Source organism: Actinomadura scrupuli (assembly GCF_050971785.1).
GTDB lineage: Bacteria > Actinomycetota > Actinomycetes > Streptosporangiales > Streptosporangiaceae > Actinomadura_E > Actinomadura_E scrupuli.
In genome coordinates this window covers 101,135-116,347 of the sequence record NZ_JBPCCU010000005.1, presented here as the reverse complement: position 1 = coordinate 116,347, position 15,213 = coordinate 101,135, and the positions used below count along the sequence as shown (strand labels likewise).

12 protein-coding genes are annotated in these 15,213 nt (G+C 75.1%); 5 read left to right on the top strand and 7 right to left on the bottom strand.

What is annotated here, in order from left to right; genetic code table 11:
- The first annotated feature begins 44 nt into the window (after positions 1-44).
- From ACRYCC_RS23135 to ACRYCC_RS23120, 4 genes are all read left to right on the top strand, one after another.
- Positions 45-1,244, top strand: coding sequence for a S8 family peptidase (locus ACRYCC_RS23135; protein ID WP_433815232.1), 1,200 nt, complete (start codon positions 45-47; stop codon positions 1,242-1,244).
- Between the two features lie 81 nt (positions 1,245-1,325).
- Positions 1,326-1,883, top strand: coding sequence for an RNA polymerase sigma factor (locus ACRYCC_RS23130; protein ID WP_433815231.1), 558 nt, complete (start codon positions 1,326-1,328; stop codon positions 1,881-1,883).
- Positions 1,880-2,314: a hypothetical protein gene (locus ACRYCC_RS23125; RefSeq protein ID WP_433815229.1), complete on the top strand. Its 435-nt coding sequence runs from the start codon at positions 1,880-1,882 to the stop codon at positions 2,312-2,314. The genes ACRYCC_RS23130 and ACRYCC_RS23125 overlap by 4 nt, the downstream gene beginning before the upstream one ends.
- On the top strand, positions 2,311-4,878 hold the full coding sequence (locus ACRYCC_RS23120) for a CHAT domain-containing protein (RefSeq protein WP_433815227.1): 2,568 nt from the start codon (positions 2,311-2,313) through the stop codon (positions 4,876-4,878). The genes ACRYCC_RS23125 and ACRYCC_RS23120 overlap by 4 nt, the downstream gene beginning before the upstream one ends.
- A 4-nt stretch (positions 4,879-4,882) precedes the next feature.
- Here the strand turns inward: ACRYCC_RS23120 and ACRYCC_RS23115 are convergent, their stop codons facing one another.
- The 4 genes from ACRYCC_RS23115 to ACRYCC_RS23100 form a co-directional block, all read right to left on the bottom strand.
- Positions 4,883-5,725: a sulfurtransferase gene (locus ACRYCC_RS23115; RefSeq protein ID WP_433815226.1), complete on the bottom strand. Its 843-nt coding sequence runs from the start codon at positions 5,723-5,725 to the stop codon at positions 4,883-4,885.
- 76 nt (positions 5,726-5,801) lie between these two features.
- Complete coding sequence (locus tag ACRYCC_RS23110) at positions 5,802-6,914, bottom strand: alkaline phosphatase family protein (RefSeq protein ID WP_433815224.1); 1,113 nt, start codon at positions 6,912-6,914, stop codon at positions 5,802-5,804.
- Positions 6,911-7,492 carry a DUF5998 family protein gene (locus tag ACRYCC_RS23105; protein WP_433815222.1) on the bottom strand — a complete coding sequence of 194 codons (582 nt, stop codon included), beginning with the start codon at positions 7,490-7,492 and terminating at the stop codon, positions 6,911-6,913. The genes ACRYCC_RS23110 and ACRYCC_RS23105 overlap by 4 nt, the downstream gene beginning before the upstream one ends.
- A 90-nt stretch (positions 7,493-7,582) precedes the next feature.
- On the bottom strand, positions 7,583-10,096 hold the full coding sequence (locus ACRYCC_RS23100; RefSeq protein WP_433815220.1) for a bifunctional acetate--CoA ligase family protein/GNAT family N-acetyltransferase: 2,514 nt from the start codon (positions 10,094-10,096) through the stop codon (positions 7,583-7,585).
- Positions 10,097-10,209: 113 nt separating this feature from the next.
- On the opposite strand from ACRYCC_RS23100, the gene ACRYCC_RS23095 reads away from it, so the two are divergent.
- On the top strand, positions 10,210-11,103 hold the full coding sequence (locus tag ACRYCC_RS23095; protein ID WP_433815218.1) for a carbohydrate kinase family protein: 894 nt from the start codon (positions 10,210-10,212) through the stop codon (positions 11,101-11,103).
- A 48-nt stretch (positions 11,104-11,151) separates the two neighbouring features.
- Here ACRYCC_RS23095 and ACRYCC_RS23090 read toward each other — a convergent pair whose 3' ends face one another.
- From ACRYCC_RS23090 to ACRYCC_RS23080, 3 genes are all read right to left on the bottom strand, one after another.
- On the bottom strand, positions 11,152-13,290 hold the full coding sequence (locus tag ACRYCC_RS23090) for a RecQ family ATP-dependent DNA helicase (RefSeq protein WP_433815217.1): 2,139 nt from the start codon (positions 13,288-13,290) through the stop codon (positions 11,152-11,154).
- 67 nt (positions 13,291-13,357) lie between these two features.
- The gene (locus ACRYCC_RS23085) at positions 13,358-14,149 is read right to left on the bottom strand and encodes an ATP-grasp domain-containing protein (RefSeq protein WP_433815215.1); all 792 of its coding nucleotides are present in this window, start codon (positions 14,147-14,149) and stop codon (positions 13,358-13,360) included.
- Between the two features lie 61 nt (positions 14,150-14,210).
- Positions 14,211-15,002 carry a hypothetical protein gene (locus ACRYCC_RS23080; RefSeq protein ID WP_433815213.1) on the bottom strand — a complete coding sequence of 264 codons (792 nt, stop codon included), beginning with the start codon at positions 15,000-15,002 and terminating at the stop codon, positions 14,211-14,213.
- Positions 15,003-15,213 lie beyond the last annotated feature (211 nt).

The following is a 15,213-nucleotide window of genomic DNA, read 5'->3' as shown; positions in this document are numbered from 1 at the left end:
GATATGACGTTACCTACGGTGATGGATCGGGCACTCTAAGTTCCGTGTTCGACCAGGAGGCAAGGCTGGACCGGTTGCTCGCCCGGCACCGGGACGTCTCCGTCGTGACCTCGGCGCACGGCGGCCCGACGCTGATCCGGCGCGACCAGTTGCTGGTCGCCGACCACGATCTGCCCGTCGTGGCGGACATGGTCCGGCGATGGTCGGACTCCAGCGACGACCACGTGACCCTCACCCGGATCCGGCTGCGCGGCCCGGCCCGGGTCGACGTGTGCGAGCTGGCCGCGCAGCTCAGCGGGGAGGGCAGGCATCGCAGGCTGTCGGTCGCGCCCAACCACCTCGTGCACGGACAGCCGCTGTGGTGGTCCGGCCCGGCGGACCTCCCCCGGGCCGCGGCTCCGGTCGAGGCGCCGCGGGCGGCGGACGCGGCGGCGCCGGTGACCGTCGCGGTGCTCGACACCGGGCTGTCGGCACATCCCTGGTACGAGTCCCGCGACTGGTATCGCGAGCAGCGCGAGGAGGTGACCGAGCTGCTGGACGCCGACCTCGACTACCAGCTGGACGCCCAGGCGGGTCATGGCACCTTCATCGCCGGGATCGTCCTGCAGCGGGCACCGGCCGCCCGGATCCGGGCCAAGCGAGTGATCGGCGGAGACGGCGTCGGCGACGAGCTCGGCATGATCCGGGCACTGAACTGGCTCGCGCGGTGGGGGCGCGCCGACATCGTGAACCTGTCGATCGGCTGCCACACCTACGACGACCGCCCGTCCCCGCTGGTCGCGCGGGCGATCGCGGCCCTCAGATCCGGCGGGGACGGCGGGGACGGCGGGCCGCCCCGGCGGCGCACGGTCGTGGTGGCCTGCGCAGGCAACGCCGCGAGCGATCGGCCCTTCTGGCCGGCCGCGCTCAAGACGGTGATCGCCGTCGCCGCCCTGGACGGCGCCGACCGGGCCTGGTTCTCCGGCTACGGCTGGTGGGTGGACGCCTGCACCCAGGGGGTCGGGCTGACCAGCTGTTTCGTCAGGTTCGACGGCCCGCGGCCCCGGGTCAACGGCGTGGATCCGGACCGCTTCGCCGGCTACGCCACCTGGAGCGGGACCTCGTTCGCGGCGCCCGCGGTGGCCGGTGTGATCGCGGGGCTCGCCGCGGCCGAGGGCCTGTCCGCGACGGCGGCGGCCGATCGGATCCTCGATCCGGCGGGCGGGCCGGTCCATCCCGATCTGGGAGTACACGTCAGAACGTGACGACAGGCCGACGCCGATGCGGTGACGGGGCGGTCGAGCGCCGCCGCGGTGCCGGTCGGCGGCGGCACGAGGAGGCAGCAGGTGGTTCCGAAGGTGGAAGAGCTCACGTCCGGCGAGCTGGTGGCCAGGGCGCGGAGCGGTGACCAGGGGGCCTGGGACGCGCTGGTCGAGCGCTACACCGGGCTGCTCCGGTCGATCGCGCGCTCGTACGATCTGGGGGCGGCCGACCTGGCCGATGTGACGCAGACCGTCTGGCTCCGCCTGGTCGAGCGGCTGGACGAGCTGCGCGAGCCCGACCGGGTGGGCACCTGGCTGGCGGTCACCACCCACCGGGAGAGCCGGTGGACCCTGCGCCGCCGGGGCCGGGAGCTGCCGGCCTGGAGCGTGCCCGACCAGGCCCCCGATCCCGCCGCCGGGTGGGTGGAGCGGACCTGCGTGCAACGCGAGCGGCTCAGTGACGTGGCGTCGGCCATCCGGGCGATGCCGGAGCGCTGCCGCCGGGTGCTGCGGTTCTTCGCGCTCGCCCCGGTCACCTACATGGAGGCGGCGGCCGCGCTGGACATCCCGGTCGGCAGCGTCGGGCCGACCCGTGCCCGGTGCCTGGCCGACCTGCGCCGCCGGCTCGGGGAGGCGCTGTGACCGAGGAGGAGCTGATGGCCCGGGTCCGGGAGGCCTTCGCCCGGCTGGAGCCGGTGCCCGCCGAGGTGCTCGCCACCGGGCGGGCCGCGTTCGCCCACCGGGAGCCGGGCGCCGCCCTCGCCGACCTGACCGGCGACCAGGACGCCGCGGCGGCGGGCGTGCGCGGCGGCTCCCGGCTGCTGACCTTCGCCGGTCCGGACGCCGAGGTGGAGATCGAGGTGATCGGCAGCGGCGCCGACCGGGAGATCGCCGGCCGGCTGGATCCGCCCGGCCCGGCCCGGATCCGGGTCCGGCATCCGGACGGCGAGGTCGCCGCCCAGGCCGACCGGAGCGGTCATTTCTCGGTGCCCGCCGTGCCGGCCGGCCTGGTCAGCCTGGTCTTCCTGCTGCCCGACGCGACGTCGATCGTGACGAGCTGGGTGCGGTTGTGACGGAGGACGGCACCCTGCTGCAGCTGGCCGCGGTCGACCCCCGGCGGGCGCACGCGGCGGCGCTGGCCCGGCTGGACGCGCCGGCCGCGACCGTACGGGTGGAGGCGCTGCGGGCGGCGGCGCTGAGCGGCCTGGAGCTGGGCCGGCTGGAGGAGAGCCTCGCCCACCTGCAGGAGGCGCTGGCCACGGCGGAGCGGGCGGGTCTGACCTACGCGGCCGCGCAGGTGCGGATGAGCCTGGTGGCGATGCTGGTCTCGCGCGGGGACCTCGCCGGCGCGCTGGCCGCCGCGGACGCGGCCGCGCCGGTGCTGCGCGGTGAGGACGCCGACCGGTTGCAGGCCAACCGGGTGTGCGCACTGGCCCGGAGCGGCCGGCTGCACGAGGCGCTGGCCATCGCCCGGCGGCCGAGGACGGCGAAGGCCCAGCCCGGACTGCTGATCAACGCCGCGCTCGCCCGGGCCACCTGCGGCGACCTGGACGCGGCCGAGCCCCTGCTGGCGGAGGCCGCCGAGCTGGCCGACCGGGCCGGGCTCCGGCACGAGGCCGCGATGGCCAGGGCCAACCTGGCCTATGTGGCGTCGCAGCGCGGGGACGTGCCGCGAGCGCTGCGGCTCTACGCCGAGGCCGAGCCCGGCCTGGTCGGCGCCCGCGTCGCCCAGACCCGCCTCGACCGCGCGCAGACGCTCGTCGCGGCCGGGCTGGCCGCCGAGGCCCGCCCGCTGATCACCGCCGCGCTGGCGGAGATCGGCGCCGCCGGGTACGGATCGGACCTCGCGGACGGTCTGCTGCTGCTGGCCCGGGCGGAGCTGGCCGACGGCGATCCGGAGAAGGCCGCCGAGACCGCGGAGCGCGCACGGACCGCCTTCGCCGACCAGGGACGCGCCGGCTGGACGCTGCTCGCCGAGCACCTGCTCGTCCGGGCCCGCTGGGCCGCCGGAGACCGGTCCGCGGTGTTCTTCCAGACCGCCGTGGCGACCGCCGACCGGCTCGACCGCGGCGGCTGGGCGCAGGAGGCGGCGGACGGCAGGATCGTCGCGGCGCTGCTCGCGCTGCGGCTGGGACGCCCGGCCTCGGCCCTGCTCGACCAGGTGAGCGCGGCCCGGCGGCACGGCCCGGCGGCGCTGCGGGCCGCCGCGTGGCACGCCACGGCGCTGGAACGGCACTCCAGAGGGGACCGGCAGGGTGCCATGGCGGCGGTCCGGGCCGGGTTGCGGGTCGTCGACGAGCACGCCGCCGCGCTGGGCGCACCCGAACTGCGCGCGCACGCGGCCCGGCTCGGCGCCGACCTCGGGGACCTCGGGCTGCGGCTCGCCGGGGACGCGCGTGCCCTGCTCTCGGCCGAGGAGCGGCGCCGGGCGATCATGTGGCGGACCCGGGAACGCGTGGTCCCGCCGGCGGACCCCCGCTGCGCCGTGCTGCTGACCGAGCTGCGGATGGCCGGCGCCGAGCACACCGCGACGACGGCGGCGGGGCGGGACGCCCGGGAGACGGCCGCCCGGCTGCTCCGGCTCGAGGCCGAACTGCGGGCGCGTACCAGGATGCGGTCGGGCACCCCGCCCGGCGATGCCGCGTCAGGGGCGGGCCGGGCCGATCGGCCGCTGCGCGCACTGGCGGCCTCGCTCGGCGACCGGGCCCTGGTGGAGCTGGTGCGGGCGGGCGAGACCCTGTACGCGGTGACCGTGGTCGCGGGACGCTGCCGGCGCTGGACGCTGGGGTGCTACGCGGACGTGGCCCACGACGCCCTGCTGCTGCGCTCCGCGGTGCGGCGGCTGGCCTGGCACGGCGGCGGCTCCCCCGGCGGTCCCCGCCCGCCCGGGAGCGGCGCCGAGCCCTCGGACGCCGCCCGGAGGCTGGAGGCGCGGCTGCCGGCGCCGCTCCGCCGGGCCGTCGGCGACCGGGAGCTGGTGCTGGCCCCCACCGGGGTGCTGCGCGGCCTGCCGTGGTCCGCGCTGCCGATGCTGGCCGGCCGCCCGGTCAGTGTCGTCCCGTCCGCGGCGGCCTGGCTGCGGGCCCGCCGTCAGGCCGGCCCGCCCGAGCCCGCCCGGGGCGGCGGGCCCGTGGTGCTCGTCGCCGGGCCGGGACTACGGCATTCCGAGCCCGAGGTCACCGCGATCGCCGGAATCCGCCCGGGGGCCTCGGTGCTGTGCGGGCCCGCGGCCGCCGCGGAGACCGTACGGGACGCCCTCGACGGCGCGGAGCTGGCCCACCTGGCGGCGCACGGGGAGTTCCGCGGCGGCAACCCGTCGCTGTCGGGCCTGCTGATGGCCGACGGGCCGCTGCTGACGCACGACCTCGAAGGGCTCGCGCGGCCGCCCCGGGTGGTGGTGCTGTCCGCCTGCGACGGCGGGCGGGCCGAGGGGGTCATGGGGCTGGCCAGCGTGCTGCTCGCCGCCGGCACGACCTGCGTGATCGCCAGTGTGACCCCGGTGCGGGACGACGCCGCCCGGGACCTCATGGTGAGGTTCCACCGGCTGCTCGCCACCGGCCTGTCCCCCGCCCGGGCGCTCGCCGCCGCACCCCGCACCCCGGGAGTGCTCGGCTTCCAGTGCTTCGGCACCGGCTGAGCCCTCAGGATCCGACGGTCGCGACCGGGTTGGCGGGATCGGCGACCCAGTTGGACCAGGAACCGACATAGAGCGCCGCGGGCACCCCGGCCACGGACAGCGCCAGGATCTCGTGCGCGGCGGTCACCCCGGACCCGCAGTAGGCCCCGACCTCGGCCGCGTCGGTGGCGCCCAGCTCGGCGAACCGGTCGCGCAGCAGCTCGGGCGGCAGGAAACGCCCGTCGATCCCGACGTTGCCGAGTGTGGGCGCGTTGACGGCCCCCGGGATGTGCCCGGCCACCGGGTCGATCGGCTCCACCTCACCGCGGTAGCGCGCGGCGACCCTGGCGTCGAGCAGGACACCGTCCTTGGCCAGCGCGGCCGCTCCACCGGCGTCCAGCACCGGCATGCCGCCGGCCCTGGCCACGAAGTCGCCCGGGGCCGGGGTGGGCTCCTCGGTGCTGACCGGCAGGCCCGCCGCCTCCCAGGTCCGGTAGCCGCCGTCGAGGACCCGCACCCGCTGGTGGCCGAAGTACCGCAGGTTCCACCAGGCCCGGGCGGCGGCGGTGGAGTCGGCGTCGTCGTAGACCACCACGAGGGCGTCCGCGCGGACTCCGGCCCGGCGCATCGTCTCCTGGAAGGCCCCGGCCGCAGGCAGCGGATGGCGTCCGCCGGGCCCCGGCGGCCCGGCCAGCTCGCGGTCCAGGTCGACGAAGACCGCACCGGGCAGATGCCCCCGGCGGTAGGCCTCGACCCCCGGCGGGCCGGTCAGATTCCACCGTACGTCCAGCAGGATCGGTGGCGGCTCGTCCGGCAGGGAACCGTCGAGCAGTCGGGCTAGCGAGAACGCGTCGATAAGGGGCTGCACCCTGTCAGTCTTACCGCTGGAGCCCCGCACCGGAAATGGGCGTGCCCGCATCCGGCCCCGCCGCCCGGCCGGCCCGTCAGGAGGCGAGGGTGAGCAGCGGGACGAGCTGCTCCGCGGGGAGCATCGAGCCGTGCATCCCGACCAGGCTCGATTCCAGCGGCTCGGCCTTGGAGGCCACGATCGCGAGATCGGTGTTCGGCACGGCCAGCACGTCGCCGATGCGCGCCAGCAGCTCCGGCTTCACCGGGCCGAACCAGCCGGCCGCGACGGCCTCGTCCCGGGGGTAGACCCAGGCCCGGTCGCCCAGGATCTCCCGCCAGGTGGCCAGCACGTCGCCGGCCGCACCAGGCGCGGCGTACACGTGCCGGGCGCGGGCCTCCCCGCCCAGCAGGCTCACGCCGGCCCTCAGCTCGGTCAGCGTGTCGACGTCGACCCTGTCGTCGGGGTTGACCATGCCGTGGTCGGCGGTGACGTACAGCCCGGTGCCCGCCGGCAGCACCTCGGCGAGGCGCCGGGCGAGATCGTCCACGAACCGGAGCTGGTGGCGCCACGCCGTGGAGCCCGCGCCGTACAGGTGGCCGGTGGAGTCCAGATCGGAGTGGTAGACGGTGACATGGGCGCGGTCCCCGTCCCGCAGCGCCAGCTCCGCCTGGGCGATCAGCTGGCCGAGGGCGTCCGCGGGCCGGTAGCGGGCGCCCCGGGTGATCGCCCGGTTGAACCCGGTGTTGACGTAGGCCCCCGCGGCGACGTAGCTGGAGGCCACCCCGGCCGCGTTGGCCCGCTCGTAGACCGTCGAGTGCGGCTGGAACTCCACCGGGTCGACGGACTCGTCCCAGCGCAGGCAGTTGAGCAGCCGGGCGGTCCCGGGGTTGGCGACCTGGTAGCCGAACAGCCCGTGCCCGCCGGGCGGCACGGCGGTGGACAGGGAGCCGAGGCTGGTGACGGTGGTCGCCGGGAAGCCCGCGGTGAGCGGCCGGCCGGCCAGCGAGGACAGGAACGGCGTCTCCTCGGGATGGGCGCGCAGCAGCTCCCAGCCGAGCCCGTCGACGAGCAGTACGCAGGCGCGCGGCAGCTCCGGCAGGCCCAGGGCATTGGTCTCGCCGGGCAGCCCGAAGGTGGCCAGCAGCGAGGAGGCGAGATCGGCCAGCGCCCCGGCCCCGTACGACGGGACCGGTGGCGGCACGCTCACGTGGTCGTCGCCTCGGCCAGCGCCTGGCCGAAGGCGAGCACCTGGGTGACCGCCTCCGCGCCGTCCGCCGCCTCGCTGACCCGCAGCGACAGGTCGTCGGCGGTGACGCTGCCGGTGTACCCGTGGTCGGCCTCGCAGGCCTCGTCACCGCAGGTGGCGGGCTCCAGGTCGAGATGGGCGATGGCGCCCCAGCCGATGGTCAGCACCACCTCGGTGGGCGCCATGCCGGGCACGTACGACGCCGGCTCGGGCACCACCCGGGTCACCGCCACCGACTGGACCCGGTCCAGGCGCACCATCTCGGTCGTGGTGGTGGCGTGCGGATGCGGCATCGTCTCGGTCGGCGGATGCTCGTCGGTATGGCACACCAGCAGCCTCGTCGGTGACAGGACGAGCACCGTCACGTGGCGGCGCACCTCCATCGCCGGGTCGAAGGTGGCCTCGTGATGGACGACGTAGGCGAGCACCGTCTCGGTGCCCAGCGCCGACTCGACCGCGTCGGCCACGAGCGCAGGGTAGTACCCGCTGCGCTCGATCGACGTCCGCAGCCCGTTTGCCGCCGCTCGGGTTTCCCTCATGGCTCCCATCCTGCCCTGTCCCGGGGGTCGCACGCACATACGCGGGCAGTGCGGTCGCAACCGCTGCCGCGCAGGGCCCTTCCGGGCCGCTCAGGGGCCCGCCGGGGTCACCGATCCGGGGAGGCGGCGGGGGCCGAGCTCCGGGCGGGGGCCCACCGGGCGGGCCAGCCGCAGCGATGCCCGCCGCACGGTGACGCCGGTGGGATGGGCCAGCACCGGGTCCAGTTCCAGCCGCATCACCTCGGGGAGATCGTCGGCGAGCAGGGAGACCCGCAGCAGCAGGCGTTCCAGGGCCCCCGCGTCGACCGGCTCCGCCCCCCGGTGGCCGAACAGCAGGGGGGCGGTGCGGACGGCCCGGATCAGCTCGGCGGCCTCGGCGTCGGTCAGCGGGGCCAGCCGGTAGGCCCGGTCGTCGAGCAGGTCCGCGGCCACGTCGGACAGCCCGAACGAGACGACCGCGCCGAACGACGGGTCCTCCATCGTGATGATCCGGGTGGGGATGCCCTCGGCTCCGTCCGCGACGGTGATGCCGTAGTGGCCGAGCAGCTCGGCGGCCTGCCCGGCGTCGGCGGTCACCGGCCCGTCCGCGCCGCTGAGCAGGTCCGCCACCAGGACCCGGGCCCGGATACGGTCGATCCCGGCCGGTTCCCGGACGGGGCCGTGCGGCCGCCGCCGCCAAGCGGCGTACCGGGTGACGTAGGCCAGCGCCCGCACGGCGTCCTCCGGCGCGGGGTAGGACGGCACCGAGCCGTACGCGGGGGCCCCGCCCCCGGGGGAACCCGGCTGGCGCAGCTCGGTCGGCATGCCCTTGGCCCCGAGGTAGGTCGCCACGATCGGCTTCCGGCTCGCCGCCGCCTTCCGTACGATCGCCGCCGCCACGCCCGGGTCCACGCCCCCGATGACCGGCGGGGTGAACAGCGTCACGACCGCGTCCACGGCGGGGTCGTCGAGTGCCCCGGTCAGCGCGGCCTCGTACTCGGCCGGGCCCGCCTCCGGGCCCAGGTTGACCGGCCGGCCGGACTCCAGCCCGAGGGCGGTCGCGGCGTCCTCGGCGAGCAGGCCCAGCGAGTCGGAGTTGTCGACGATGGCGATCCGGTCGCCCTCGGGCAGCGGCTGGTAGGCGAGCAGCTGGGCCACGTCGAACAGCTCGGACAGGTCCTCGACCCGCACCACCCCCGCCTGCGCGAACAGCGCGCTGACCGCGTGGTCGGGCAGGGTGAGGGCCCGCGCGGCGTGGCCGAGGGGCACGCCCTGGGTGCTGCGGCCGCTCTTGACCGCGACGATCGGCTTGGTACGGCCGAGCCGGCGGGCCAGCCGGGTGAACTTGCGCGGATTGCCGATCGACTCCAGGTAGAGCAGGACGGCGGTGGTGGCCGGGTCCTCCTCCCAGTACTGCATGAGGTCGTTGCCGGACACGTCCGCCCGGTTGCCGGCCGACACGAAGGTCGACAGGCCCAGGCCGCGCTCGGCGGTCCGCTGCAGGATCGCGATGCCCAGCGCGCCGGACTGGGAGAAGAAGCCGACCGGCCCGCGGCCCGGCATGGTCGGGGCAAGGGTGGCGTTCAGCCGTACGGACCGGTCGGTGTTGGCGATGCCCAGGCAGTTGGGGCCCACGACCCGCATGCCGTGCGCCCGCGCGAGCCGTACCAGCTCCTCCTGGCTGGCGCGGCCCTCGGCGCCGGTCTCCCCGAACCCGGACGAGACGACCACCAGCCCGTGCACGCCCTTGCTCGCGCACTGCGCCACCACCTCGTGCACGCTGTCCGCGCGGACGGCCACGACGGCCAGGTCCACCTCGTCCGGGATGTCCAGGACGGTGGCGTAGGCGCGGACCCCGGCGACCGCCTTGGCCGTGGGGTGCACCGGGTATACCGGGCCGGTGAAGTCGCCCTTGAGCAGGTGCCGCAGGACGGTCTGGCCCACGCTGAGCGCGTCCCGGCCGGCGCCGATCACCGCCACCGAACGGGGGAACAGCAGCCGCTGGATCGACCTCGCCTCGGCCCGGTGTTCGCGGGCGGTCATGACCTCCAGGGAGGTCTCCGTCGGGGTCAGGTCCAGGGTGAGCTCGATGACGCCGTCCTCGAACCGCTGCTGGGCCTGGTAGCCCACCTCACGGAAGATCTTGGTCATCCGCCGGTTGTCGGGCAGCACGCTGGCCGTGAACCGGCGCAGGCCGCGCTCCCGGGCCGCCGCCGCCAGGTGCTCCAGCAGGACGCTGGCCACCCCACGGCCCTGATGGGCGTCCTCCACCAGGAACGCGACCTCCGCCTCGCCGTCGCCGGTCCGGTCGTAACGGGCGACCGCCACCATGTCGTCACCGATCGTGGCGATCAGCGCGACCCGGTCGTCATGGTCGACCGTGGTGAAATGCTCGATCTCCCGCTCGGTGAGCTGAGGATGCGGCGAGAAGAACCGGTAATAGATAGACTCTGCCGAGAGCCGGGCATAGAACGCGCGCAGCAGTTCGGCGTCGTCCGCCCGGACCGGGCGCAGATGTGCCGTGCCGCCGTCGGCGAGCACGACGTCGGCCTCCCATTGATCCGGATACTCCACAGCCCCGAGACTAGGACACCGACCTGTGCGGCCAGACAGCACAACAATCATCCGTTCCTGGTTTCGCTGCGCGTTCGAGACCTATTCAGGGGGGCGGAGCTGTTACGGTCGGCACACGCCCCGGAAGCTCCTAACCGGGCCGTGTTGATCGAGGTGATGACGTCATGACACGCGTGGTCGTGGTCGGCGATCTCATGACCGATGCCGTTGCGCGTGCCGCGTACCCCCTTGCGAAGGGGAGTGACACACCGGCCGCGGTGACGATGCACGGCGGGGGCTCGGGGGCCAACGTGGCCTCCTGGCTGGCCGTCGAGGGGGTCGAGGTCGCCTTTGTCGGACGCCGGGGGTCCGACATAGCAGGGCGAAACCGAGACATGGAGTTGATGGGGTACGGCGTCGACGCCCGCCTCGTCATGGACGCGGAACGGCCCACGGGCACCTGTGTCGTCCTCGTCACCCACAAGGGCGACCGGACGATGCTGTCCGACCCGGGTGCGAACGCGGCGCTGCTGCCCGAGGACATCCCACAGGACCTCTTCTCGCCCGGCGCCCACATGCACCTGTCGGGCTACGCCCTGCTGAACGAAGGCTCGCGGAAGGCCGCGATGCACGCGCTCATGCAGGCGCGCAAGGCCCAGATGTCGATCTCGGTGGACGGCGGGTCCTCCTCGCCGCTCAAGCGGATGGGCGCAGAGCCCTTCCTGGAGTGGACCCAGGGCGCGCGGCTGCTGATCATCAACTCCGACCAGGCGGAGGTGCTCACCGGACGGGAGTACCCCGACCAGGCCGCCAAGGTGCTCACCGCCTGGTATCCGCAGGTGGTCATCAAGATGGGCTCCGACGGCGCGCTGTGGTACACCAACGGCCGGCCCGAGCCGATCGTCGTCGCCGCCGAGCCGGTGGAGAAGGTCGTCGACGGCACGGGCGGTGGTGACGCGTTCACCGCCGGTTTCCTGCCGTCGTGGCTGGACGGCAAGCCGCCTGCCGAGGCGCTCGCCGCCGGCTGTGCCCTCGCCGCCAAGGCCCTGGCGCACATCGGCGCCCGCCCGGCGCTCTAGCAGCGGGACGCACCACCGTCATGACCCCCTGACCGGCCGGCCGGCCGGTCAGCTGGGCACGGCCAGGACCAGGGGCAGCACGGCGGGGGCTCCGGCCTGGCGGAGCAGCCTGGCCGCGACGGTCATGGTCCACCCGGTGTCGATCCGGTCGTCGACGAGCAGAACGGGGCCCCCGGCGGCGGCGACGGCCGCCGCGACCTCCTCGGGCACGGTCAGCGAGGCCCCCACGGACCGGAGCCGCTGGGCGCTGTTGTGCTGGCGCGGCACCGGAGGCCCCTGCGGAGCGAGCTCGCCGAGATGGGGCAGCCTGCCGATCTCCGCGATCCGCCGGCCGAGGCTCTCCACCAGCCGGGGCCGGGACCGCGAGCCGATGGTGATCACCCCCGCGGGCCGCTCCGTCCAGCCCCAGGCCGCGAGCACCTTGACGACGGCGGCGAAGACGTCGTCGGGCACCGGGCCGTCCGGCGCGCCCTCGGCGAACAGCTGGCGCAGCCGGTTGCCCCAGCCGATGTCGGTGAGCCTGCCCAGCGCGCGGCCGGTCTCCGCCTGCTGCTCGGCCGCGATCTTGCCGGACAGGGCGATGCCCAGCGCCTTCATGCCGGTCGGCCACATCCGGCGGGGCGCCACGTCGACCCCGGGGCGGCGCAGCCGCTCCCGGGCCTGGGCGGTCCCGGTGTCGGAGACCTCGGCCGGCCAGTGCCTGCCCGTGCAGTTGTCACAGCGCCCGCAGGCGGTGGCCTCGGCGTCGTCCAGCTGCCTGCGCAGGAACTCCATCCGGCAGCCGTCGGTGGCGAGGTAGTCCAGCATGGTCTGCTGCTCGTGCGCCCGCTCGGCGGCGACCCGGGCGTAGCGCTCCCGGTCGTAGGCCCACGCCTGGCCGGTGGCCACCCAGCCGCCGCGGACCCGGCGGACCGCTCCGTCGACGTCCAGGACCTTGAGCATCATCTCCAGCCGGCTCCGGCCCAGGTCCACCTGGGTCTCCATGGCGGCCGTCGACATCGGCCTGTCGCCCAGGGCGCCGAGCGTCGTCCGGACCACCTGCTCCGGCGGGAAGGCCAGGCCGGCGAAGTAGGCCCAGATGTCGCGGTCCTCCAGCCCCGGCAGCAAGATCACCTCTGCCCGCTCCACCCCGCGCCCCGCGCGGCCGATCTGCTGGTAGTACGCGACCGGCGACTGCGGGGCCCCGACATGCACGATGAAGCCGAGGTCCGGCTTGTCGAACCCCATGCCGAGCGCGCTGGTGGCCACGAGCGCCTTGAGCTTGTTGTCGAGGAGGTCCTGCTCGGCCTGCAGCCGCTCGGCCTGCTCGGTCTGCCCGGAGTAGGCGGCGACCTCGTACCCCCGCTCCCGGAGCAGGCCGGCCACCTCGTGCGCGGCGGCCACGGTCAGGGTGTAGACGATCCCCGAGCCGGGCAGCTCCGCCAGCCGCTCGGCCAGCCAGGCCAGCCGCTGCTCGGCCACGGGCAGCCGCACGACCGCCAGCCGCAGGCTGTCGCGTTCGAGGGTGCCGCGCAGCACCAGCGCCTCCCCGGCCTGGCCGGCCCGCAGCCGCGCGGGGTCGTCGGCGAGCTGTTCGGCGACGTCCTGGGTGACCCGGGCGTTGGCGGTCGCGGTGGTGGCCAGCACCGGGGTGCCCGGCGGCAGCTCGGCCAGCAGGGTGCGCAGCCGCCGGTAGTCGGGCCGGAAGTCGTGCCCCCAGTCGGAGATGCAGTGCGCCTCGTCCACCACGACCAGGCCGGCCTCCACCGCCAGTTTGGGCAGCACCTGGTCCCGGAAGTCAGGGTTGTTGAGCCGCTCCGGGCTGACCAGCAGCACGTCCACCTCGCCCGCCTCCACGCCGGCGTAGACCTGCTCCCAGTCCTCGGTGTTGGCGGAGTTGATGGTGCGGGCGTGGATGCCGGCCCGGTCGGCGGCCTCGATCTGGTTGCGCATGAGCGCCAGCAGCGGGGACACGATGACGGTGGGGCCGGCGCCGCGCGCGCGCAACAGCCGGGTGGCGACGAAGTAGACGGCCGACTTGCCCCAGCCGGTGCGCTGCACCACCAGAGCCCGCCGCCGATCGACGACCAGGGCCCGGATGGCGGTCCACTGGTCCGCACGCAGCCTGGCGTGCTCCCCCGCCAGCGCCCGCAGGCAGCTTTCGGCTTCCTCACGCAGGGCCTGGTCGTCGTGCGGCTCGGAACTCATGGTGTCCTTCGTACCAGCCTCCGCGGACTCCCGGAGCCAGAGCGCCGTTCTGTGGATAGCCGCCCCGTCAGGGGGCCCGGACGAAACCGCGGTCGTGGGCGCTCATCAGATCGACCGGGCAGGAGGCGCGGAGCACCACGTCCAGGGCCCGTTGCGGATCGGCGGCATAGCATCCGCTCCCCCAGGCGCCGTTGGCCTCGATCACCGCCCAGTGCTCTCCCTCCACCGGGTCGTGGACCGTACCGATGTCCACGACGACCGCGCTCGGCAGGGTGGCGCCCAGCTCCGCCAGCAGGCCCTCCGCGAACCCGAGCACTGAGGCACGGCGCGGATGGCCGTCGAGCGAGACGATCTCCGCCTCGCCGTCGGCGGCGTACTGGCTGCCCGTACGGACGGCCCCGTCGCAGACGTACAGCCGGAACTCGGTGGTGAACCGCACCAGGTCGGCCACCAGCACCAGCAGGCCCGGATCGACCGCGTCGGGGCCGGGCAGCCTGCTGCCGTCGGCGTAGACCCTGGCGGTGATGCCCTTGTCGTTCGGCGACTTGACGAACACCGGCCGCCGCAGTTCGTAGGCCTGCCCGATGGGCATCAGCGTGATCTCCCGCAGGGTGTACTCCGGCGGAAGCGCGGCGAGCCAGTCCCGCGGGGCCTCCAGCAGCCCGATCCCCAGCTCGGCCGCGACCCGGTCGGCGAGGCGGAGCCCGCAGTACAGCGCGGCACCCCCGCCGCGCAGCTCCCCGGGCACCACCGCGTCGGTCAGCTGCACGACCCGCAGGCCGCGCTCCGCCGCGGCCCGGAGCAGCACCTCGCTGGAGCCGCGCGGCCGGTGGCCGAACACCAGCGTCCCTGTGTCCATCCCCCGATGATCCAGGTCCCGCCCCCGGGCGTCGACCGAATAGCTCCCGCCGGCCGTACGGCTAGGAGCCGGCCGGCCGGGGGCGGTTCAGCTCGATCAGCCGGGCGGCCGCCGCCCGCACCTGTGCCTGCTCGCCGGGGAAGTACTCGGCCAGGAACGCCCCGAGGCCGTAGCCGGTGAGCTCGTCGGCGCCGAGGCCGAGGTCGGCGCGGGCCAGCGGCAGCGCCTCGTCGTACCACTCCGCCCAGTCGTCCTGGCTCATCCCCACGACCAGCAGCACCCCGGTGTCCGGGGACTCGGCTCCGAACAGCAGGCGAAGGTCCTCGCTCTCCAGCCGCAGCTCGTGCAGGACGTCGGAGGGCTCGTCGTCCCCGTACTCCCGTTCGAGGGCGGTGGCGGTCGCCAGCAGGTCGTCGACGGTGGCCTGGGCGGCAGCCAGGTCATCGGCCGGACCGGCCGCCCCCGGCTCGCCGAGCACGGCGAACGCCGCGTGGATCTCCTGTTTGGCCCGAGCCGCCGTGTGGCCGGTCGCGACGGCCTGCTTGCGGTTGCGGAACTCGTCCACCGCCGCCTGAAGCCGCCGCGCCGAGTGGATGGCCCGTTCCCGCTCCGCCGTCGGCTCGCTCATGCCCCGGCGGACCCGCTGCTGCAGTTCGAGCAGTCGCTGGTAGGCGTGGTCGAGCGCGCACCCGGGGTTCTCCACGCGCAGTACGGACTCCAGCGGCATGACCAGAGGCGGCCCCAGCGCGGCGCCGCCCTCGAACAAGACGGTCACCGCCTCGCCGACCAGCCTGGCGACCTCGGGGTCCTCGGCCCGCAACGCCGCCAGCCAGGCCCGAACCTCCGCGGACATACGCAGTCGATAACTCATGCGTCCCTTTCCGTCGCCGGTCACATGGGGCGCGGCCGGGCGGGCCCCGCAAACCGGAGACGAACGGTCACCGCGCCGCGTTCCCGGGCACGGAATCGGTTTAAGGCGCACGACTCTACGCGCTGCCGCAAATACCACGAAATTCAGCGGGCACCCACCCGCCGCCGATCCGTTCCTTTATGCTCTCTCGAAC

Bases quoted from the DNA above. Each gene is read 5' to 3' on its own strand.
- ACRYCC_RS23080 (WP_433815213.1), bottom strand. From the start codon at position 15,002: ATGTCCGCGGAGGTTCGGGCCTGGCTGGCGGCGTTGCGGGCCGAGGAC.
- ACRYCC_RS23105 (WP_433815222.1), bottom strand. From the start codon at position 7,492: ATGAGGGAAACCCGAGCGGCGGCAAACGGGCTGCGGACGTCGATCGAG.
- ACRYCC_RS23090 (WP_433815217.1), bottom strand. From the start codon at position 13,290: ATGAGTTCCGAGCCGCACGACGACCAGGCCCTGCGTGAGGAAGCCGAA.
- ACRYCC_RS23095 (WP_433815218.1), top strand. From the start codon at position 10,210: ATGACACGCGTGGTCGTGGTCGGCGATCTCATGACCGATGCCGTTGCG.
- ACRYCC_RS23085 (WP_433815215.1), bottom strand. From the start codon at position 14,149: ATGGACACAGGGACGCTGGTGTTCGGCCACCGGCCGCGCGGCTCCAGC.
- ACRYCC_RS23100 (WP_433815220.1), bottom strand. From the start codon at position 10,096: ATGATTGTTGTGCTGTCTGGCCGCACAGGTCGGTGTCCTAGTCTCGGG.